At 44.3% G+C, this 19,928-nt stretch carries 19 protein-coding genes; 8 read left to right on the top strand and 11 right to left on the bottom strand.

Annotated features, from left to right (window positions below):
• The first annotated feature begins 159 nt into the window (after positions 1-159).
• Positions 160-696, top strand: a complete 537-nt coding sequence (locus JJ941_RS11790; protein ID WP_290965410.1) for a macro domain-containing protein — start codon at positions 160-162, stop codon at positions 694-696.
• A gap of 107 nt (positions 697-803) precedes the next feature.
• Here JJ941_RS11790 and JJ941_RS11785 read toward each other — a convergent pair whose 3' ends face one another.
• The 6 genes from JJ941_RS11785 to JJ941_RS11760 form a co-directional block, all read right to left on the bottom strand.
• Complete coding sequence (locus JJ941_RS11785; protein ID WP_290965407.1) at positions 804-2,174, bottom strand: replication-associated recombination protein A; 1,371 nt, start codon at positions 2,172-2,174, stop codon at positions 804-806.
• Positions 2,175-2,421: 247 nt separating this feature from the next.
• Complete coding sequence (locus JJ941_RS11780) at positions 2,422-3,606, bottom strand: hypothetical protein (RefSeq protein WP_290965404.1); 1,185 nt, start codon at positions 3,604-3,606, stop codon at positions 2,422-2,424.
• Between the two features lie 229 nt (positions 3,607-3,835).
• Positions 3,836-5,314 (bottom strand): FAD-binding domain-containing protein, encoded by a 1,479-nt coding sequence (locus JJ941_RS11775; protein ID WP_290965401.1) that lies wholly within the window; start codon positions 5,312-5,314, stop codon positions 3,836-3,838.
• Between the two features lie 43 nt (positions 5,315-5,357).
• Entirely contained in the window at positions 5,358-6,062 is a 705-nt protein-coding gene (locus JJ941_RS11770; RefSeq protein WP_290965398.1) for a hypothetical protein, read from the bottom strand.
• Positions 6,046-6,720 (bottom strand): hypothetical protein, encoded by a 675-nt coding sequence (locus JJ941_RS11765; RefSeq protein WP_290965396.1) that lies wholly within the window; start codon positions 6,718-6,720, stop codon positions 6,046-6,048. Before JJ941_RS11765 ends, JJ941_RS11770 begins: the two co-directional genes overlap by 17 nt.
• Before the next feature lie 69 nt (positions 6,721-6,789).
• Positions 6,790-8,349, bottom strand: coding sequence for a cryptochrome/photolyase family protein (locus tag JJ941_RS11760; RefSeq protein WP_290965394.1), 1,560 nt, complete (start codon positions 8,347-8,349; stop codon positions 6,790-6,792).
• Positions 8,350-8,422: 73 nt separating this feature from the next.
• Here JJ941_RS11760 and JJ941_RS11755 point away from each other — a divergent pair, with 73 nt between their 5' ends.
• From JJ941_RS11755 to JJ941_RS11725, 7 genes are all read left to right on the top strand, one after another.
• Positions 8,423-8,911, top strand: coding sequence for a TIGR00725 family protein (locus JJ941_RS11755; protein ID WP_290965393.1), 489 nt, complete (start codon positions 8,423-8,425; stop codon positions 8,909-8,911).
• A gap of 63 nt (positions 8,912-8,974) precedes the next feature.
• Positions 8,975-9,355, top strand: coding sequence for a BlaI/MecI/CopY family transcriptional regulator (locus JJ941_RS11750; RefSeq protein ID WP_255133136.1), 381 nt, complete (start codon positions 8,975-8,977; stop codon positions 9,353-9,355).
• Between the two features lies 1 nt (position 9,356).
• A complete protein-coding gene (locus JJ941_RS11745) occupies positions 9,357-11,177 on the top strand; it encodes a M56 family metallopeptidase (RefSeq protein ID WP_290965390.1) in 1,821 nt (606 codons plus the stop codon).
• A 142-nt stretch (positions 11,178-11,319) separates the two neighbouring features.
• Entirely contained in the window at positions 11,320-11,502 is a 183-nt protein-coding gene (locus JJ941_RS11740) for a PspC domain-containing protein (RefSeq protein WP_255133140.1), read from the top strand.
• Between the two features lie 109 nt (positions 11,503-11,611).
• Complete coding sequence (locus tag JJ941_RS11735; protein WP_290965384.1) at positions 11,612-12,466, top strand: hypothetical protein; 855 nt, start codon at positions 11,612-11,614, stop codon at positions 12,464-12,466.
• 97 nt (positions 12,467-12,563) lie between these two features.
• Entirely contained in the window at positions 12,564-12,965 is a 402-nt protein-coding gene (locus JJ941_RS11730; protein ID WP_290965381.1) for a hypothetical protein, read from the top strand.
• Between the two features lie 40 nt (positions 12,966-13,005).
• The gene (locus tag JJ941_RS11725) at positions 13,006-13,161 is read left to right on the top strand and encodes a hypothetical protein (protein ID WP_255133146.1); all 156 of its coding nucleotides are present in this window, start codon (positions 13,006-13,008) and stop codon (positions 13,159-13,161) included.
• Between the two features lie 35 nt (positions 13,162-13,196).
• Here the strand turns inward: JJ941_RS11725 and JJ941_RS11720 are convergent, their stop codons facing one another.
• The 5 genes from JJ941_RS11720 to JJ941_RS11700 all read right to left on the bottom strand — a co-directional run bounded on the left by JJ941_RS11720 (position 13,197) and on the right by JJ941_RS11700 (position 19,871).
• A complete protein-coding gene (locus JJ941_RS11720; protein ID WP_290965377.1) occupies positions 13,197-14,048 on the bottom strand; it encodes an SDR family oxidoreductase in 852 nt (283 codons plus the stop codon).
• A gap of 80 nt (positions 14,049-14,128) precedes the next feature.
• Positions 14,129-15,313: an acetyl-CoA C-acyltransferase gene (locus JJ941_RS11715; protein WP_290965374.1), complete on the bottom strand. Its 1,185-nt coding sequence runs from the start codon at positions 15,311-15,313 to the stop codon at positions 14,129-14,131.
• A gap of 19 nt (positions 15,314-15,332) precedes the next feature.
• The gene (locus JJ941_RS11710) at positions 15,333-15,617 is read right to left on the bottom strand and encodes a four helix bundle protein (RefSeq protein ID WP_290965371.1); all 285 of its coding nucleotides are present in this window, start codon (positions 15,615-15,617) and stop codon (positions 15,333-15,335) included.
• Between the two features lie 103 nt (positions 15,618-15,720).
• Entirely contained in the window at positions 15,721-18,066 is a 2,346-nt protein-coding gene (locus JJ941_RS11705) for a 3-hydroxyacyl-CoA dehydrogenase/enoyl-CoA hydratase family protein (protein ID WP_290965369.1), read from the bottom strand.
• A gap of 11 nt (positions 18,067-18,077) precedes the next feature.
• On the bottom strand, positions 18,078-19,871 hold the full coding sequence (locus tag JJ941_RS11700; RefSeq protein ID WP_290965367.1) for a long-chain fatty acid--CoA ligase: 1,794 nt from the start codon (positions 19,869-19,871) through the stop codon (positions 18,078-18,080).
• Between the last annotated feature and the right edge of the window lie 57 nt (positions 19,872-19,928).

Genomic DNA, 19,928 nt, shown 5'->3' with positions numbered 1-19,928 from the left:
TTTAAACTGACTTTGCATTCTCCTTCAACATACCAATTACTTTAAAAAAACATTCCAATTCATTTTTCGGTGATCAGTGAATTTTAAATCTCACCGGTTTTTGAGTTTATCGGTAATGATTTACACTTTTACTCCTAATTAGCAGCAAACCGAATCGGCATGAAGATATCTATTGAAAATATAAGCATTGAATGTGTGCAAGGCGATATTGCTTCCCAGGATGATGTGGAAGTCGTTGTAAATGCCGCCAATGCTCAGCTGACAACCGGTGGCGGGGTGGCCGGAGCCATTCACCGTGCGGCCGGCCCGGGATTAGCTAAGGAATGCCGCACCAAAGCACCCATCACTCCAGGTGAAGCCGTGATATCCGGAGCCCATGACCTCCCCAATGACTATGTGATTCACTGCCTTGGCCCTGTTTATGGGCGGGATGAACCAAGCGATCAACTTTTGGCTTCCTGCTACAGAAACGCACTGAGACTGGCCGAAAAACACAAGATTTCTTCCATTGGCTTTCCCGCTATTTCGACCGGGGCTTTTGGATACCCGATGAGAGAAGCAGCTACAATTGCATTTAACACCCTAAAAGAAATGGCCCCGGAATTGGAACAGGTAAAAACCATCCGGTTCATTTTATTTGATGAGGATGATTTAACTGTCCATCAGCAAATCATGAAAAAAATATTCACTACCTGACACCCACCGTAGAGATACAAGATTTTGTGTCTCTACGGTGGGTGTCACGGATGAGCTGTATTATTAAATCAGCTTAGATCGGCTTAAAACATGTCATCCGTGTTCTATCATTTTTCCGGCTTTTGGTTTTTTATCTCCTGCCATTTTTTCCACAGCAAGGCTTCTCTTCCCTGGGTGCCGGCCTCGTACCATTTCTTGTCTTTTAAATCGTCCGGCAGATACTGTTGATCAACCCAATTATTCGGGTGGCTGTGTGGATATTTATAGTTCTCGGAAGCATTCTCAACACCCAGGTATTTTGCCCCTTTCTTATTGGCCGTTTTGTCTTTCAGATAGGGTGGAATATCCTTAACTCCCCGATCGCTGATTTCCCGGTTCACCTCAAAAATAGCTTTGGTGCTGTTACTCTTCGGGCACTGACTCAAATACAAACACGCATGCGACAGAAAATACATCCCCTCCGGCATGCCACACTTCATAAAAGCCTCCTGGCAAGAGTTCACAATGGTGATGGCATTCGGCTCGGCAAGGCCCACATCCTCACTGGCAAAAATAAACATGCGCCTGAAAATAAAATTCGGATCATCCCCGCCTTCCAGCATCGCATTCATCCAGTACAAGGCCGCATCGGGATCAGAACCGCGCATGGATTTGATAAAGGCAGAGGCATAATGATAATGCTCATCCCCGGTTCGGTCGTAGCGCACATTTCGCCGTTGGATACTCTCTTTGGCTACTTCCAGACTGATGGTAATCTTGCCGTCATCATCGGGGGTGCTGGAAAGGACGGCAACCTCCAGCGCATTTAGCGCATTTCGAATATCGCCCCCGGCCATTTCTGCCAAATGGTTAAAGGCATCTTCGGTAACTTCGATGTTCTTATCTCCCAGGCCGCGCTCACTATCCTCCAGAGCCCGGTTCAGCATCAGGCGAACGTCTTTGGTCGTCAGAGGATGGAGCTCAAATAACTGGCATCGGGAGAGCAACGGATTTACCAGTGAATAAAAGGGATTTTCTGTAGTCGCCCCCACAAGAGTGATAATCCCGGATTCCAGGTGTGGTAGCAAAGCATCTTGTTGGGCTTTGTTCCAGCGGTGAATTTCATCCACAAAAAGAATGGTCTTCCGTCCGTTAAGCTTTCTCAATTTCTCCGCCTTATCCACCACATTACGAAGCTCTTTAATCCCATCCAGCACCGCATTGATCACTTCAAACTGTGCTTTAATCTCTCTTGAAATTACATGAGCGAGCGTGGTCTTACCTGAACTGGGAGGACCGTAAAAAATCAACGAACCAATAATGCCGGTATCAATCATCCGCTGCAGCATTTTACCCTCACCAACCAAATGCTCCTGTCCGGCAAATTCATCCAGCGACTGCGGACGCATCCGGGTTGCCAACGGCTCGCTAAACTGCGGATTTTCTTTTTGGGAAGAAGATTGAAAACCACCAGACTTTTTTTCTTCGAAAAGATCCATGAATTGGGCTTGGGAATTAAATCATATGTAAGATATGTGTTTTAACAGGTGGAAACCATCAAGAATATAGTGGTCTTAATATGGGCAGCCACCAACCGTAGGGGTAATTCATGAATTACCCCTACGGTGTTTTCACAATAATGATTTCTGATTTCCGAATGTATCCAAATACTGCTTCAGCTTTACCTTCTTACGGGTTGTATCGCTGGTCATGTAACGGAGCTTGCCGAAGGTGAGATACGATTCTTCAATCAACTGAAAAGCTATACAGCCCCTGATTTGTTGCTAATAGTACCGTCTCCTGCCCATTTATTTCCGTAACCGCCAGGTCGTTAACAATGGCATCATTGGGGCCTTCCTGGTAGAAAAATGTTTGCCAGTTTTTTCCAAAATCAGGTGTGAATGCAATGTAGAGCCTTCCGCTATGTTCACCCCAATAAATTCGCCCCGATGCGTACACCGCTTCATCGGTCACTGTTCCCCGTTCCAGGGCAAAAACAGCTTTGTCCTCATATATTCTTTCCCAGCTTTCACCGGAATTTTTGGTTAATTGTATACAGTCTGCCATCCCAACCATTACCTTATCATCATTGCTTTGAGCAAATTCCACATCCCGCAAGGGCCCTCCGCCGTATCCATCTGCAAAAATGGGGTTATATATTTCCCAACTTTCGCCTTTGTTGAGCGTCCTGATAATTAAGGGGCCGGTAGTAATACCACTGCCTATGCTCCAGATTACATCGGTATAAAATGGATTCACTTTGATAAAGGATACGTTGGTCTGAGGCTCCCATTTTTTATCTTCATTACCCCAGTGTAAGGGCGACCAGCTTACGCCACGGTCTTTAGATTGAGCCACGTTACCGGCGTGGCCCGCATATATGGTCTCCATGTTCGGTTCTGCTGCTACATTTCCTACATTAGCTCCGTTTTCGGTGAATTCATTATATAGCGGCTCCCAGGTCTCCCCTCCATCTGTAGTTCGAAACAAGGATACAAAATTATCCCAATAATCTTCATGTTCTTCAGGTGACTCGTCATATTTGTACAACACAACCCCTAAAATTTCTGCCTCATTAAATACAAGAAAATCCCGGATACGTTCTCCCTCTTTCAATACTTGGCTCATATTCTTTGACGTCCAGCTCGAAAGATCAGCAGCATCACTTTCATAAAGTTCGGTTTCGGTAGCAAGAAAAATACCTTCACTCCCTGAACGGACAAATTGTACATTTTCCCCTTCAAATCCGACAACATTCCATTCCCCGGAAATAGAAACTTCTTTCATGGCATCGGTTCCACAACCGGCAATGAATAAGCAAATCACAACCAGCAGCAACCAACCTTTTCCAAAGGAATTACCATTAAGAGATGAGCTAATGGCGGTACAGTATTCTATTTCAGAAAAGTTGTTCATTGCAAAAAATTCCAAAACTTATAATTGTTGCAAAATATGTGTTTCGAGAAATATAGTCAGTAACAACAAAATTGTTAAACCCCTTTATCTCATCTATGGCTTGAATAGGAAGTCAGAATTATTCGTGCTTAAGCATAGATCCCAGCTCATAGAGATAGCTATCAAGTCCTATGCTTGAACCCACTCACTAAAAGTAATTCGGAATTCTGAGTCCTGACTCCTGACTACTTCTTCTCCCCAATCACTACAACAAACTCTTCTGATTCCCAAACTTATCCAAATACTGCTTCAGCTTCACCTTTTTACGGGTTGAATCGCTGGTCATGTAGCGGAGCTTGCCGAAGATCGGCCGTTCCTGCCAGGCGCGGTCAAAGCGGCCAAAGCACCAGAAAATTCCGGAATAGCTGTTGGGGTCTCGTCCATCCAGCGCATATTTGTTATTGAGCTCGATCATGTAATCCAAAGCCGTGCGGTAATCCGGTGTCCATTCGATGATTTTCTTTCCCCACAGCATCCGTAAGTAGTTATGCATCACCCCCGTTTCACGGAGTTCGGTTTGGGCTGCATTCCAGATTTCATCATGCGTTTGGGACTGCTCGAATTCTTCCAGGCTGTAAATCCATTCCCGTTTGTCCCCTTCATGTTTCGAGGTGGTTTTCTTAACCCAATCCGGTAAACTTTCAAATTGATCATAATCCGGACGGTGATGCGCATAATGAAAGCCAACTTCCCGCCAGGTGATCACTTCATCCAAAAAACTTTCGATGTTTGGGTCTCCATTAAAAAAGCCCGAGTTCTTTCCGTTGTTAGGGGTGATGGAATCCAGGTCCCACCCTTCCGGCTGGTGATCAAGCACCGTTTTCACAATTTCATACTCGCTGATTTTTCCAAAGTGCAGCCACGGACTCAATCCACTGGAAGCCTTTGCATCCGGGTCGTTACGTTTATCATCATACTGATGGAGATTATGCGCTACAAAATGCCCCAATTTCCCTAAAGCAGCCTGCCGGGTGCCGTCTAAATCAGCCGGTTTAACCGAATGGTCAATAGTCAGTTCTGATACCGTTTGCTCAATATTTTCCAGCTTCTCATCTGCGGGGGGATATTTCTTCAGGAAGGAATCCGGTAACTCCACATTCTTCTGAATCTCCAAATCATCCACCGGATTTTGCCTGGGTGGATGAGTATAGGCTTCCAGAAAATGCTCCTGCATCACCTTTCGGAAAAGGTATGCTGAATAGGGATCTTTATCCGTGATTCCCAAGGGGATTATACCATTAGAATCGATGGTAACGTACGGCACATCAACCTTGTCAGCTACTTTCTCGTTATGTGTCCGGATGATGAAAACCGGGTATTCATCCGAAACAATGGCAGCGGCATGATCAGCCAGTTCGTAAAAAAGTCCGTTACCGGCTTTGGCCTCAGGCTCCAGGTAGCTGAAGTAGTTCAGATCTTTTTGCACTGCATAGTCGAGATTCTCCTTCATCCCTTGCATGATGAAGGTATGCAGCCTGTCGGATGCCCAGGGATAATCCACATTCAATCCCTCGTAAATTAGCAGGGGCTTTTCATATTTGTTGGAAAGCGCGACGGCATACTCAAGGGCGTAGTTGTACTGAAACCGGCGGTTGACCTGCATCCAATACAAGATATACTCTCCCTCCGGGTTCACTTCCTTGTCGTTGCGCTTAAACTTTCGGTAGCTGTTGATGTTTTTCATAATTGGTTTGCTTTCTGTTCGGGCAAACCAAATTCAGGATCAACTAATTCCGTTGTTTTATAACACTTTGGTTATATGGACGCACCTCCATCGTAACGGTAACTTCCGGCTGGTCAGGTATTGATCCTACTAATGTTATGAGCGTATCAAACTGCACACTTTCAACCGTATACTGAAACTTAAGTCCTTCCAAATTGAGGTCTTCCACCTGAAATGATTCGTCTATGCCGTCTTCCAAAATTTCATATTGAGCCAAAGCAAATCCTACTTCGGCAAGTTCCGTTCTCATCATATCGCGCTGCCTGCTTTCGGCTGCACTAGTTTTGGTATTCGCTAATACCTTTTGCTTCATGATTTCGCTTGGAATAATTAACAATGATCCGATACACAAGGAAGCCCCAACATACCAATACCAGGGTTTGGGCCGGTTCTCCTGATGTTTAGCTTTTTTATATCCCATCAGAAATAAATAAGGCCCCAGCATCAGATATAATACGACATTTAGATACATTGAAACTGACCTCCAGCTCCATGAATAATCCACAGGACTATTACCGCTAAATATATCGATAGCATACATAGTATTATGCCCTAGAATTACGGTAGCCGGTTGAATATTGAATACATAGTGTAGATCATTTGGCAGGAATTTTAGCTCGCCACGAATATAATAGAAGAGTGCAGGAACCAGAATTACTATCATTATCACAATCAGCCATTCATTGAATCTTCTAATTGAGAACTTCATATCGTACCCCCTCTTCGTTCAGTGTGAACAGCATTTCATACTTTCCCTTTCGTCCGTCGTAGTTCTCATATTCCGGATCTTCTCCTAAAGAAATTTCACCAACCACCATTACTTTAATCTCATCGGCTTCCTCATCAATTTCATAGAAGTGATTTATACCCTCACTTTCACCCGGTTCCGGATTAGTCCCCATTTTAGTGTTTTGCAGATCGAAATCAGATATATATACTCCGTTTTCCCCTAATTTTTCAGGCATCAGCTCCCGGAACGTTTCCACAACCGATTCCCGGTCGTTTTGATGATACTGGCCGAGTACGTAAATCAGCTTCTCCTGAACATCCGCTTTGGTTACACCGGTATCGATAGTCTTCCTGATTTCAAGAAGAATGTTTTTTTGAAAATCCCGCCGGCCATAGTCGTTGGCAAAAGCAATGGCATTAAATAAAACGACCAATATTACCAACCCGTAAACTACCCGGTAAGCATTTTGAGATTCGAATGTGTTTTTACTCAGGCTGACCATTCTTCCCAGGAATATGATGCCGATGAGTAACGCAATGAACAGTGCCATCCAGGCTTTGCCGAAATAAAGCGGAATGAAGAAGCCGATGGCCCCGAGCACCACTGCCCCGGTTAGCAATTTTGTTTCCTTTTCCATAAAACCCCGTTTTTTAGTGTGTTATGGAATAAGCGGAAATTCAGCGATTTTTGCAAAAGAAGTGGTCGGCTAATGTAGCCTATCAATGAATTTCTCCGAGCTTTCCCAAATGGCCTTTTTATCCTCCTCCGATTTCTTATCAAACATATTCACCATAAAATTAGCCCGGCCGTTTTGAGTGAACGTTTCCCGTTGCTTGTCGATAAAATTCCAGTAGAGATAGTTAAAAGGACAGGCATCATCCCCCGTTTTCTTGCTGATCTTATACTCGCAATGCTTGCAGTAGTCGCTCATTTTGTTGATGTAATTCCCACTGCTCACATACGGCTTGGATGCTAAAACTCCTCCATCCGCAAAGGTTGACATCCCCAGCACATTGGGCAGCACCACCCATTCGTAGGCATCTACATAGGCCAGGTGAAACCATCGGTTCAGTTTTCGAGGGTCGGTTTCAGTAAGATTACTGAAATTACTAAGCACCATCAGCCGGGGAATGTGATGCGAATAGCCTTTTTCAATAACCGGCTTCAGGCACTCGCTCATACAGTTCATGTTGGTCTCTCCCGACCAGTACATTTCCGGGAGCTTTTTGGTGAAATTGAAGTGATTGGCCTCGCGGACTTCCGGCATCATTCCTTCATAATAGATCCGTACATATTCCCGCCATCCTATAATCTGTCGAATAAAACCTTCAACTGAATTTAACCGGGCACTCCCCTTTTCATAGGCCTCTTCTGCTTTATCGCAGGCTTCTTTGGGGAGAATAAGTCCGTTGTTCATATATAAAGACAAGTGCGAATGAAACAGATCGTATTCACCCTGGGCCATCGCATCCTCGTACGGCCCGAATTCATCCAGTCGTTCATCAATGAATTCGTTGAGACGGTATAAAGCCTGCCGGCGGGTTACCGCATATGTAAAGTCTTCGCTCTTTCCGAAATGATCTGGAAACCACTCTTCCACCATATCGATTACTTCCTGTGTCACTTCGTCCACTTCCGTCTCCGCTATCTCAGGAACCGGGTGACCTTTGGGAAGTTTCTCACGATTCTTTTCATCGTAATTCCACTCGCCGCCCTCGGGCTGATCGCCATTCATCAGGTAGCCTGTTTTACGGCGCATTTCGCGGTAGAAATATTCCATCACCCAGCCATTGGCTACTTTCTCCTTGTATTCCTCGGCATCCGCCAGGAAAAAGTTGTTGGGGATTTCCTGCACCCGTTCTTCATACGCCGATTGAACCTGCCGAAGCCGCTCTCTTGAATCCCATTCGGAAGGAGTCATATAGGTCAATTCCAATCCGGGATTTTGTGAAAGGATATCCTTCAGCCCCTCATCATAATGTTTTTTTGTGGAATGATAGAGCACTGGAAATCCGGCATCGGCACATTCAAGGGCAAAGTGCCGCATGCTGCTCAGCAGGTAAATCAATTTCTTTTTATTATAGGGCAGGGAATTCCCCTTCTTGGCTGACTCTATAAATATCAGCAACGGTTTTTCTTCACGAACCCGGCTGGGCCAGGCATCCAGATTCAGCTGATCATGCAAAATAAACACAGCCTTTTGATGGTTTCGCAGATCTTCCTGCTTTATAGATGAATCTATGTGAGTTAAATATGTACGGCTCATGCCTTAGAAATTGATAATTGCATGCAGAACGTTCCTTACTCGAATCTTAACGCGCTTTAAAGTATCATTCAATATGGATAAGAAAATAATCATCGGAATAATGGGCCCCGGTTCAAGCGCAACCGATAACGATCTCGAAGTAGCTTTTGAACTGGGCAAGCTACTGGCTGAAAACCACTATTATGTATTAATCGGCGGGCGGGCTTCGGGTGTGATGGAAGCCGCTATGAAAGGAGCAAAATCGGCCGGAGGAACCACTTTAGGAATTCTGCCATCCGAAAATGGAGAGGATCAATCCGAATTTGTAGATATCCCCATTAAAACGGGAATGGGCAGTGCACGGAATAACATCAATGTTCTTACGGCTGATGTAGTGATCGGGGTTGGTATTGGACCGGGTACCGCCTCGGAAATTGCTTTGGCCATCAAAGCACAAAAACCCATCCTTTTACTGAACCAAAGTCCGGAGTCGATTTCCTTCTTCCAGGAATTTAGATATAAAGATCTCGTTATCACAAATAAGTTGGAAGAGCTTTTAAAGCATATCGATGCTGTTTTATGAATAGAATCTTGAACTTTAATTAAATACTATTATATTAGTATTAACTAATTCAGACTTAGACCTATGAGAAAATCATTGACACCCCTTGGAGAATCGGAAATGGAAATCCTGCACCACGTGTGGGAAATGGGGGAAGCTACCGTTGCTCAGGTGCAGGAAGAAATCCTGAAGGAACGTAAAGTGGCTTATACCACCGTCATGACCATCATGAAGAATTTAAACGACAAAGGATATTTAAAGTATCGTAAAGACGGCGTGACCTATGTATACAGCGCCCGTAAAAAGCCGGAAGAGGTGCAGTCGAGCCTGGTATCCGGCATGATTGATAAAGTATTTAAGGGATCAACCTCTGCCCTGGTGCAAACGCTGGTGAAGAGAGAAAACCTCAGCGAGGAGGAACTGAAGGAACTCCGCGACATGATAGACAACATGGAGGACAAGTAACATGTATGAACTCACCGAACTGATCAAAGTAATTGGTAATGTAAGCCTGGATACCTTTTGGTTTCCCATCATGATTTGGACTATTTGCTGTGCCCTGGCTTTTCTGTTTCTGAAAACGCGTGAAAAACTGAATCCGTTGTTTCATTATCATCTGAGAACAGCAGCCATCCTTTCCCTGCCGCTGGGCATAGCAGTTGCGGCCATCATGAGTAAAGTGCCGGAATGGTTTGCTTCATCCAACCTGGAGACCGCTTTTTTTGTAGTTCAAAATCCTATTGAGATAGTACCCGGTGCTAATCCTTCTTCTGCGGAACTATCTGCTATCCAATGGCAGGAACCCTCTTTTTTTATAGGAGCAGCCACCATAATAATTTGCCTGATCTCCATTTTTATGATCGGAAGACTCATCAGTAGTTATGCGGCACTGAAATCTTTATACAAAAACTTAAGCATTACGGAATTGCAGGAAATCCCGCATGAAATTGACCGGCCCAATAACAAACCGGTGAAATTGGCTTTTCATGATCATCCGTTGGTTCCATTCACATTTGGATGGAAGCAACCGGTGATTGTCCTTCCAAAAATTCTGCAACATGAACCGGAAAAACTGGACATGGCCCTGCAGCATGAGCTCATCCACATTAAGCGGGGTGATTATTTGCTGCAGCTGGCATTGTCCATGATCGAATCTCTGTTTTGGTTTCACCCGTTAATCCGATACGGCAACCAAGAGATCGACACCTATCGCGAAATCAGTTGCGATCAGGAGGTACTTTCCAAATCCGATTTCTCCATTAAGTCTTATGCCAATCTCTTGTATGAATTAGTGCCACTCAGCACCGGTGTTGGAAAACTCTCGGTGAGTATGGCAGTCAAAAATTCAACACTCAAAAAACGTATTAAGACCATGAAATATCACAAATTACATAAAGCATCGTTCAGGCAAAGCATCTTCTTTTTATTCCTGATGATATTGGGGATTACCCTGCCTATTGCCTGTTCTGATTTAAGAGGGCCGGAAATGGCTTCACTCGAGGAACTTGAGAATGCCAAAATTAATATTAATGATGCAACCCTCTCTATAAACGGAGTCTCATTAGATTATAGAAATCTAAGGGATATTTCAGTCGGAGGGCTCGGAGCGATTAGTATTGTAGCATCCGAATACGGAGCTTTTAAAATTGCACCCCAGAATTTTGACGGTGGAATTCAAGCTGGTAAAATTGAAGGCAATACACTTAGCTTTAAAATAAGTGAGCTTAGTGTAGTATTAAATTCATCTGCTGAAATCCTGAAGGGAATCTCTAATGCCCCTATTTGGGTATCGCATAACAGTAAAATATCAGAACAGTTTAAAAAATATCCCCCTCTGTTTTGGACATCTGAAAATGTAAACGCCAAAATTCCACCTCCACCTCCGTCAGTTCCTACTGCTGGTGATCAAGAAGATCTTGGCGATTACTTCGTAGTTGTGGAAGAGATGCCCAAGCTGAAAGGCGGTATGGCTGCGTTAATGTCTAAAGTAGAATATCCTGAAATGGCCCGTAAAGCGGGAATTGAAGGCAGAGTTACAGTGCAATTTATCGTAAATGAACAAGGTAATGTAGAGAATGCCAAGGTTGTTCGGGGCATTGGTGGAGGTTGTGATGAACAGGCGCTTGAAGTAATAAAACAAGCCCGGTTTACGCCCGGCTATCAAAAAGATCGCCCGGTTCGGGTACAATATGCGCTATCCATTAATTTTAAATTGGAGGACTCAGAGTTTTCGACTCCCCCACCTCCACCCGTTAAAAAATCAGAGGCAGAACGTAACGAAGGATAGAATACCAGCACTAATCAAAAATTTAAACATAGTAAATTAGCGGAGTTAGCAGCTCCGCTTTTTTATTTGAACTTTTTTTGAAACATCTTTTTTTAGATGGCGTACCGAAAGGTTAGATTATAATCAAACTAACTATATCAACATGCCAGCTAAATTAAGAAAATCAAGAACAGACAAAATGCTTGCCGGCGTTTGCGGAGGTTTTGCTGAGTATCTCGGATGGGACCCAACCCTTGTCCGTATTATTTTTGCTATTATCCTCGTTTCCAGTTTCGGGACGGCTGTACTGGCTTATTTTATTCTTGCCATTGTAATGCCCGACTGAACATCTATTCATCAGAGATTAACTTATTACACACCCCAAATTCCGCATTGTTGTAAAATTCCCTCCTCATTAGCATCTTGAGACCCAACTAAACGGGATCAAATTGCTTATGAAAGTTGGAATTGTAGGAGATGCAAAACGGGCAGTAGCCTGGGAGCAGCATTTACGCCCTCACCGCATTGTTCAGGAAGTAGAGCTTTGCCCGAGTATCAGGGAAGTTGGCACTGTTGATGCCTGTCTTTTAATAGATGAGACGGAACAGAACCTTGATATACTCCTCGAAGGCATTCAGTTGGGGTTGAACTGTTTTCTCATTTCCCGTCAGCCCACCAACACCCAAAAGCTGGAGAAAATCTATCGGGCTACCAAAGAAGCAGGCGTCCACGTACAGTTTTCCCATTGGCCAACTCTCGCCCCCGCCACTCAATGGATGATGGACCGTATGTCCCGGCCGGTTTTTCTAAGCATCACCCGTGAGGTCAACCATACTCAATTCCTTGGCACCGGTGAAGAATTTCGCCATTTTTGGATCGACGAACTCGGATTGTGCATGAAATGGATAGACAGCGGTATCCATCATGCAGAAGCCAAAGCCATCAATCTCGAAGGCAAACATCCTGTAACCATTCACATTTTCCTTCGGTTTGATAATGGCTCAACAGCCGATATCAGAATTTACACCGGGGCGGCCGAAAACACTCACAAACGCATTGCTTCCACCAAACAAGAGATCCTGGAATGCAATGTTCCCTCTCAGAATATTCGTATCGGCAGGCTCAATTCAGGAAACCACCTCTTTTTTGAAAAACAGGGCTTTGATCCTGCGAAATCAGCCGAGAAAACAGCCCTCATGTTTTTGAAGTCTATACAAATGGACAGGGAGACACCCTACACCGCTTATGACTCCTATCAGCTTTCCCTGCAAATTGAAAGCATAGAAAAACGCCTCTCACAGTTCCTCTGAGCCCTGTGTTAACTTAATGTTAACTTTTCGTTAACATGCCATTTACTTTAAGTTAACAATTCCTTAACATTGGGGTAGACACAACAAGAGGAAATCTATGAAGACAAAATTTTTACCCATACTGTTTATTGCCGTTTTTTCTACTGGTTTGTTTGCCCAGCAGAACGTTACCAATGAGAAACACGAGCGAGTGTTGGCACATATTGAAGACAACATTTTCAGCGTCAAATTTTATAATGCTGAGGGAGCCGTTGTTCAGGAAGGGCAGTATTGGAAAGAAGGAGACTTATTTAAGCCCCACGGTAAGTGGGCACTGTATTCCTCTATAGACGGAGATATCGTCACAACCTCTACATTTGATAAGGGAGAGCGAATTTCTGTCGAAACCGTGATTGACGGTAAAGTAGTAAAGGCTGATAAACAGCAGCTTGCTATCAAACAAATTGAACAACAAATAGACCAGCTTGAAAAGAGACTTGCTGATCTGGAAGAAAATTAAATAAAAATAAACCGCACCAAAAAAATGAGGAGGTGCTATTATGAGAGCTAAGTTATATGAAAAATATTACAAGTTAGGATTTGACCACTACATCTTTAAGAACATTTTTGGCCTTCATAAGCCGGATAAAAATGTGAAACGTTTCTATTACGTTTTGATCATCTCTGCACTGGCATTAGGACTGGCTATTTCCTGATCCTAAAGTAATAGTGACAGTGAGAATCAATTCCACTAAGGCTTCATTGCTTTAAATAATTTTTTCAGTTTACTGCGCGACATCAAACCGTCCACGAAGTTGAACTGACCGGCCTGAAGCCTTTCTCCTCCGTCAATAACCACACATTCCCCGGTTATATAGGGAGCGAGGTCAGACATAAGAAAGATTGCAAGATTGGCGAGCTCTTCATGCTCGCCATATCTTTTTGCAGGAATCTTATTCTTAAAATTCTTCTCCAACACTTTTTTAGGCACCAATCTTGACCAGGCGCCCTCGGTAGGGAAAGGGCCGGGGGCTATAGCATTTAATCGGATTCCGTATGTAGCCCATTCAAAGGCAAGTGAACGGGTCATCGCTAACACTCCCGCTTTACTGCAGGCTGAGGGCAACACAAAAGCACACCCCGTACCTTCGGCATAGGTGGTTACCATGTTTAAAATATTACCCTCCTTTTCATTGTCGATAAGGTAGTTACCAAATACATGTGTACAATTGAAGCTACCATGAAGGACAATATCTACCACGGCTTTAAATCCACCTGGTGAAAGATCCTCCGAAGCGGAAAGAAAATTCCCGGCTGCATTGTTCACTAAACCGGTAATAGCTCCAAAATCGTCTATGATTTGTTCAAACATCGTTGTTACACCATCATAATCTCGTACATCACATTGATAATAACGTGCTACAATCCCTTCCCCTTCTTTTTCTATCTCCTTGACGGCCTTTTCCAGCTTCTTTTCCGTACGCCCACAGATGGCAATTTTTGCTCCGCATCGGGCAAAACCCTTAGCCATAGAAAGCCCCAAGCCACTGCCCCCACCTGTAATTAAGATTGTTTGTCCTGATAGCGTGTCTTCTTTAAACATAATTTCCTGTATTGGCGAGCGACCTGTAAAAACAGACTACTGATGACCGGCAGTCATCGCTTGTCAATGGTCGTCCTTAATTAAAGATTTTCAAAAATACCGGCAGCACCCATTCCGCCGCCTATACACATGGTAACCAATCCATATTTTGAATTGCGTTCTTTCATCTCGTAAAGAATCTGCGTGGTCAATTTGGCCCCGGTACAACCAAGCGGGTGCCCCATGGCTATAGCTCCGCCATTTACGTTTGTGATTTCCTGGTCTAACCCAAGCTCACGAATTACCGCCAGCGACTGTGAAGCAAAAGCCTCATTAAGTTCTATCAAATCAATGTCCGATAATTTCAATCCGGTTTTGTTCAGTACTTTTGGAACAGCTTCAATCGGTCCTATGCCCATAATTTGAGGAGCTACTCCTGCTACCTGAAAGCCTACATATCTGGCCATAGGTTTCAGGTCAAGCTTCTCAACCATTTCACCACTCATAACCACTACCCCGGCTGCGGCATCATTCATTTGAGATGAGTTACCGGCTGTTACACTTCCTTCATTTTTAAACACAGGCCGCAGTCCCGATAGTGCCTCAACCGAAGTATCTTTTCTGGGGCCTTCATCCTGTTTAAAGGTGAATGATTCCTCTACTACTTCCCCATCAGCCGTTACTTTCTTTTCATGGACTTCTACAGGAGTGATTTGGCTGTCAAACTTTCCATCTTCCCAGGCTTTTATCGCCCGCTGGTGACTTTGATATGCAAATTGATCCTGATCTTGACGGCTGACTTCGTACTTATTGGCTACATTTTCAGCCGTGATACCCATGCTTACATACACGCCCGGCTTATTTTCAACCAACTCCGGGTTGGGTTGAACCGACATTCCTCCCATTGGGACCAGGCTCATGGATTCTACTCCTCCGGCAATGATCACATCAGCGCCACCAGCCATGATACGTTCTGCTGCCATGGCAATGGTTTGCAACCCCGAGGAACAAAACCGGTTTACGGTAACACCCGGAACTGAGTCTGGCAATCCACCCAACAAAGCGATCTGTCGGGCCACATTTAGTCCCTGTGACGCCTCCGGAAAGGCACAACCCATTATAACATCTTCAACCTGCTCAGCCTCTAATCCTTTAGTTCTGTTCAGAAGATCTTTGACTACCTCTCCCCCCATAGAATCCGGCCGCGTAAAACGAAGTGATCCTTTATTAGCTTTACCACAAGCTGTTCGTGCTGCTGCAACGATGTATGCTGTTTTAGTAGACATAAGATGTTAGATAAAAGATTTAAGAGAATTTTTTTATTAAAGTGAACAACATTCTTTGAATCTCAGTTAACTCTGCTGTTAGTTTTTCAAACTCACTTTTTGTCAAATACTCAAGGTTATGGCTAATAATTAATTGCGTTTCCAATTCGGAACATGACCCAAATGAAATATTCAGTAATTGTCGAAATTCCTTGTCAGAGTTTCTTCCAGCTCCTTCTGCTATGTTTGAACTAATTGAAACAGAGCATCTTCTCATTTGCGAAATAATGCCAAACTTTTCTTCTTCTGGAAATTTCTTGGTCACACTATAATATAGAAGAAGCTAACTCAACTGCTTTATTCCATACCTCCAGCTGTTTGTAATTATGCATCTTCCAATCTTAAATCTTTTATCTAAAATCTATATTCTAATTCCTTAACGGTTTTCCCTTCTTCAGCATGTGTTCCATTCGGGCCAGTGTTCGGTCATCCTGCAGGCATTCAAGGATTGCTTCCCTTTCCAGCTTCAAGAGATAAGATTCCGGGACTTCCTGGACTTCACTTAGATCTCCACCGGCCAACACATAGGCCACCCGTTCGGCTACCACTTTGTCGTAATCAGTGATATACTTTCCTTCATGCATAACATGGAGCATGAGTTTCATGGCAGAAAGAGCAGTCTTTCCTAACACTTTAACCGGGGTTTCAGCCGGCGACTGATAACCCGCGTGAACTAAGTTCAGAGCTTCTTCTTTGGCTCTTTTGATTAAAAGATCACGATTCATAACAATTGTATCGGAAGCCCTCATGTAGCCAAGTTCATGAGCCCGGTGAGCGCTTTCCGATACTTTTGCCATCCCGATAGTCTTGAATACCTCCCGGATAAAAGGCAATGGATCTGCATCTCCCTCCAGTTTTCCCATGGCCCTTCGGAGCAGCTCTGTGGTTCCTCCACCGGCCGGAATTAACCCGACTCCAACTTCTACCAAGCCCATATACAATTCATGATGGGCCACTACTTTATCCGAATACAGGCAAAATTCTACGCCTCCGCCCAAAGTCTTCCCAAAAGGAGCAGCCACTACCGGAAATGGAGCATACCTGAGAGCAACGGCTGTTTTCTGGAAGTTTTCAACAGCTTCCACCACGCTGTCCCAATCGTTATTCTGCTTGGCAACCAGGGCCTCCTTGAGGTTGGCTCCAAAAGCGAAGTTGTCGGCATCATGACTGATAACCAGTGCATCAAATTGATCTTTGACCGTATCCAGCGAATTATACAGGGACTGAACCAGCTCGCTGCCCAGTGTAGAATTTGGGGTGTGGAATTCAAACAGTGCAACTCCATCACCCATATCGTGAAGGGACACACTGTTGTTCTCCATAACCGGAGATTTTTGCTTACGAAGATGATGGACCTTGACTTCTCCTTTAGCCTCCGGCGGAATATCTACCATGGCTTTAGATTGAGGATCGTACACCTTTCCATCTTCATAAAAAGAAGATATTCCGGCATCCAGCATTTCACTTATTAACTCAGGAACTGCAGCACCTTCCTTCTCAAGCCGCTCTACCATGTTGTTAAGTCCTAAGGCATCCCAGCGTTCGAAAGGGCCCATCTCCCAGTTAAACCCCCACTGCATGGCGCGGTCGATGGAAAGAGGGGAATCGGTAATTTCAGGAATTCGATTGGCTGCATACAGCAGTAAATCCCGATGCACATTCCAAAGGAAATCACCAATTTTCTCGCCTGAGAAAACCAGAAATTTCAGTCGCTCTTCCGTGTCTTTTATTTTTTTGGCTTCATCCAGAATTGGGTCTTCCAATTGTTGCTGCGACTCATATTCAAAGTTCTTTGGATTGAGAACGAGATATTCCCCATCCTGCTTAGTGTAAAACCCTTTCCCGGCTTTATTGCCAATTATGCCTTCTTCCACCATTTTTTCGAATTCTTTCGGCAGGTTGAAAGTCTCCCGCATTTCATCATCCGGAATGGATGGATACAGGTTTTTGGCTACATGATTGGTAACATCCAGTCCGGCCATGTCTGCCGTTCGGAAGGTGGCTGCTTTGGAATACCCGGTGAGTGTTCCGGTTAGCAAGTCAATTTCTTCAGCCCGGAAGTCACCATCAAAGAAATAAGGCATGATATTAGCGATGGAGAAAATCCCAATCCGATTGGCGATAAAGTTGGGTGTGTCTTTACAAATCACGACCCCTTTGCCGAGTGTTTTCTCACAGAAGCGGTGCATGAATTCAGTTACATCTTCGGAAGTGGTTGCAGTTGGAATTACTTCCAGAAGCTTCATATACCGGGGTGGATTAAAGAAATGCGTTCCCAGAAAATGGGCTTTAAAATCGTCACTGCATTCTTCGGAAATCTCACTTATTGGAAGCCCGGATGTATTGGAGCTGACAATGGTTTCCGGCTTACGAACCTTTTCAATGCGAGACATCATATCTTTTTTGATGTCCATCTTCTCTACGATCACTTCACAAATCCAGTCAGCCTCTTTTAGCTCATCAAAATCATCTTCGAAATTTCCAATTTCGATTCGTTTCGCCAAATCCGGTTTTCCGAAGGGTGCCGGCTTCATCTTCGAAGCTTTTTGAAGACTTTCTTCCACCATTTTATTGGGGCGAATGGGATCATCACTTTTAAGATCCAGTAACACCACATCCAGTCCGGCATTTACGCAATGCGCTGCAATCTGGCTCCCCATCACTCCTGACCCTAATACGGCTACTTTCCTGATCGAATATTTCTTTGTGCTCATAAATTTAGATCCTAAGATTCTTCCTCTTCTTCTGCATAGATACTGTCGATTTGCTCTTTGTATTTCTCATTGATCACATTTCGTTTAATTTTAAGCGTGGGTGTGATTTCCCCGTCATCAATGGTAAACTGATCTTTCAACAGCTTGAACTTTTTCACTTTCTCCCACTTGGAAAGCTCCTCGTTCACTTTGTCTATTTCCTTCTGAATTCTCTTGATCACAAACTCATTCTCAGTAGGATTATCTTCCGGGAAGTCGTGTCCGGTTGACTTAAACCGTTTTTTCATGTTCTCCCAGTTCGGGACAATTAAGGCACCACAAAATTTATGCTCACTTCCTACAACTACCGCCTGTTCAATAAACCCGCTGTTCACCAAAGCATTTTCTATCGGTTGCGGAGCTACATATTTACCCGTTGAAAGTTTAAAAAGCGATTTCTTCCGGTCGGTTACAAACAACCATCCATCCTCATCAATATGCCCGATGTCTCCGGTATGAAACCAGCCGTCTTTGTCAATTGCCTCCTCGGTTTTTTCCGGCATTTTGTAATAGCCTTTCATGATGTTCGGGCCTTTAGCCAGAATTTCTCCATCCTCGGCAATTTTGAGCTCCACATCCACCAGCGGCTTTCCGGATGAACCGATTCGGAGTTCCCCCACAGGTGGCCCGGTAAGTACCGGGGAAGTTTCTGTGAGTCCATATCCCAACCCGCAATAAATCCCAATTCCGTTCATAAAACGAGCGATATTCGGTGAAAGTGCAGCTCCCCCCACATTAAGCCCCACCAGGTTTCCACCAAACATTTCCCGGATTTTAGCATACACCAGCTTGTCGGCAATTTTCCATTTCCAGGAAGCAGGCGGATCTTCCGGATCATACTCTTCAGCCAAATTAACCGCCCAGTAGTAAAGCTGCTTTTTCAGTCCGCTGAATTCCTGTCCTTTAACTTTTATACCGGTAACAATTTTCTCGAGCAATCGCGGTACGGTAACCATGTAGATGGGCTTCACGGCTTGAAAATCATCCCGTATCTCCTCCACCTCATCGATGTAATAAGGAGGAACCCCCACATAGGCATAGATATAGGATGCTGTACGTTCAAACATATGCGCCAGCGGCAGGTAGGAAAGGACCTTTGGTTCATCGTGCTCTTTAGGGTCGAAAGGAAAAATTTCGTGCGAGGCCAGAGCATTCCCGGCAATATTGTTGTGGGTCAGCATCACTCCTTTAGGTACACCGGTGGTCCCTGAAGTATAGATCAGCGTAGCAAGGTCATCAGGTTGTACGTCGCTGCGAAGCTTATCAAACAAATTCGGATCTTCCTCCCCTTTCTTGTGCCCCATTTCCAGGATTTCATCAAAAGTCTTGAGCTTGTTATGGTTTGAACCTAGAATGGAGATGATCGCCTTCACGTTATCGACACCTTTAATCAGTGGCTTGGTTTCCGCAAACACTTCGTCGTTAGATACAAAATGAACCTTTGCCTCGGAATTCTCCAGAATATATTTAATCTGCTCGCCGGGCTGAGTGGTATAGATGGGCACTACAACCGCCCCCAAAGATAGAATGGCCTGGTCAATGACCAGCCACTCCGTACTGTTTTCAGCATGCAGAGAAACCTTATCTCCTTTTCGAACGCCCAGCTCATACAAGCCCATGGCCAGGTCGTGTACCATCTGGTTAAAATCATCAATGGTTGTTTCAATCCATTTTCCATCCCGCTTTACAGCCGAATATATCCCTGTTTCATTTTTTTCAATTCCTTCAGAGACGACAGACAAAATCGTGGTAGGTTCGTATTTCATATTATTTTCCTATCATGTTTGCGTGTATTTTCTAATATACACTTTCACTATTCATTT

Source organism: Gracilimonas sp. (genome assembly GCF_017641085.1).
Taxonomy (GTDB): domain Bacteria; phylum Bacteroidota; class Rhodothermia; order Balneolales; family Balneolaceae; genus Gracilimonas.
The sequence above is the reverse complement of the archived record's forward strand: the minus strand, read 5'-3'. Positions and strand labels throughout refer to the sequence as shown.

Excerpts from the sequence above, each read along its gene's own strand:
- JJ941_RS11720 (WP_290965377.1), bottom strand. The coding sequence starts at position 14,048 with ATGTTTAAAGAAGACACGCTATCAGGACAAACAATCTTAATTACAGGT.
- JJ941_RS11765 (WP_290965396.1), bottom strand. The coding sequence starts at position 6,720 with ATGGAAAAGGAAACAAAATTGCTAACCGGGGCAGTGGTGCTCGGGGCC.
- JJ941_RS11735 (WP_290965384.1), top strand. The coding sequence starts at position 11,612 with ATGAAAGTTGGAATTGTAGGAGATGCAAAACGGGCAGTAGCCTGGGAG.
- JJ941_RS11770 (WP_290965398.1), bottom strand. The coding sequence starts at position 6,062 with ATGAAGTTCTCAATTAGAAGATTCAATGAATGGCTGATTGTGATAATG.
- JJ941_RS11745 (WP_290965390.1), top strand. The coding sequence starts at position 9,357 with ATGTATGAACTCACCGAACTGATCAAAGTAATTGGTAATGTAAGCCTG.
- JJ941_RS11715 (WP_290965374.1), bottom strand. The coding sequence starts at position 15,313 with ATGTCTACTAAAACAGCATACATCGTTGCAGCAGCACGAACAGCTTGT.
- JJ941_RS11725 (WP_255133146.1), top strand. The coding sequence starts at position 13,006 with ATGAGAGCTAAGTTATATGAAAAATATTACAAGTTAGGATTTGACCAC.
- JJ941_RS11700 (WP_290965367.1), bottom strand. The coding sequence starts at position 19,871 with ATGAAATACGAACCTACCACGATTTTGTCTGTCGTCTCTGAAGGAATT.
- JJ941_RS11705 (WP_290965369.1), bottom strand. The coding sequence starts at position 18,066 with ATGAGCACAAAGAAATATTCGATCAGGAAAGTAGCCGTATTAGGGTCA.
- JJ941_RS11775 (WP_290965401.1), bottom strand. The coding sequence starts at position 5,314 with ATGAAAAACATCAACAGCTACCGAAAGTTTAAGCGCAACGACAAGGAA.
- JJ941_RS11785 (WP_290965407.1), bottom strand. The coding sequence starts at position 2,174 with ATGGATCTTTTCGAAGAAAAAAAGTCTGGTGGTTTTCAATCTTCTTCC.
- JJ941_RS11790 (WP_290965410.1), top strand. The coding sequence starts at position 160 with ATGAAGATATCTATTGAAAATATAAGCATTGAATGTGTGCAAGGCGAT.
- JJ941_RS11755 (WP_290965393.1), top strand. The coding sequence starts at position 8,423 with ATGGATAAGAAAATAATCATCGGAATAATGGGCCCCGGTTCAAGCGCA.
- JJ941_RS11730 (WP_290965381.1), top strand. The coding sequence starts at position 12,564 with ATGAAGACAAAATTTTTACCCATACTGTTTATTGCCGTTTTTTCTACT.
- JJ941_RS11750 (WP_255133136.1), top strand. The coding sequence starts at position 8,975 with ATGAGAAAATCATTGACACCCCTTGGAGAATCGGAAATGGAAATCCTG.
- JJ941_RS11760 (WP_290965394.1), bottom strand. The coding sequence starts at position 8,349 with ATGAGCCGTACATATTTAACTCACATAGATTCATCTATAAAGCAGGAA.
- JJ941_RS11740 (WP_255133140.1), top strand. The coding sequence starts at position 11,320 with ATGCCAGCTAAATTAAGAAAATCAAGAACAGACAAAATGCTTGCCGGC.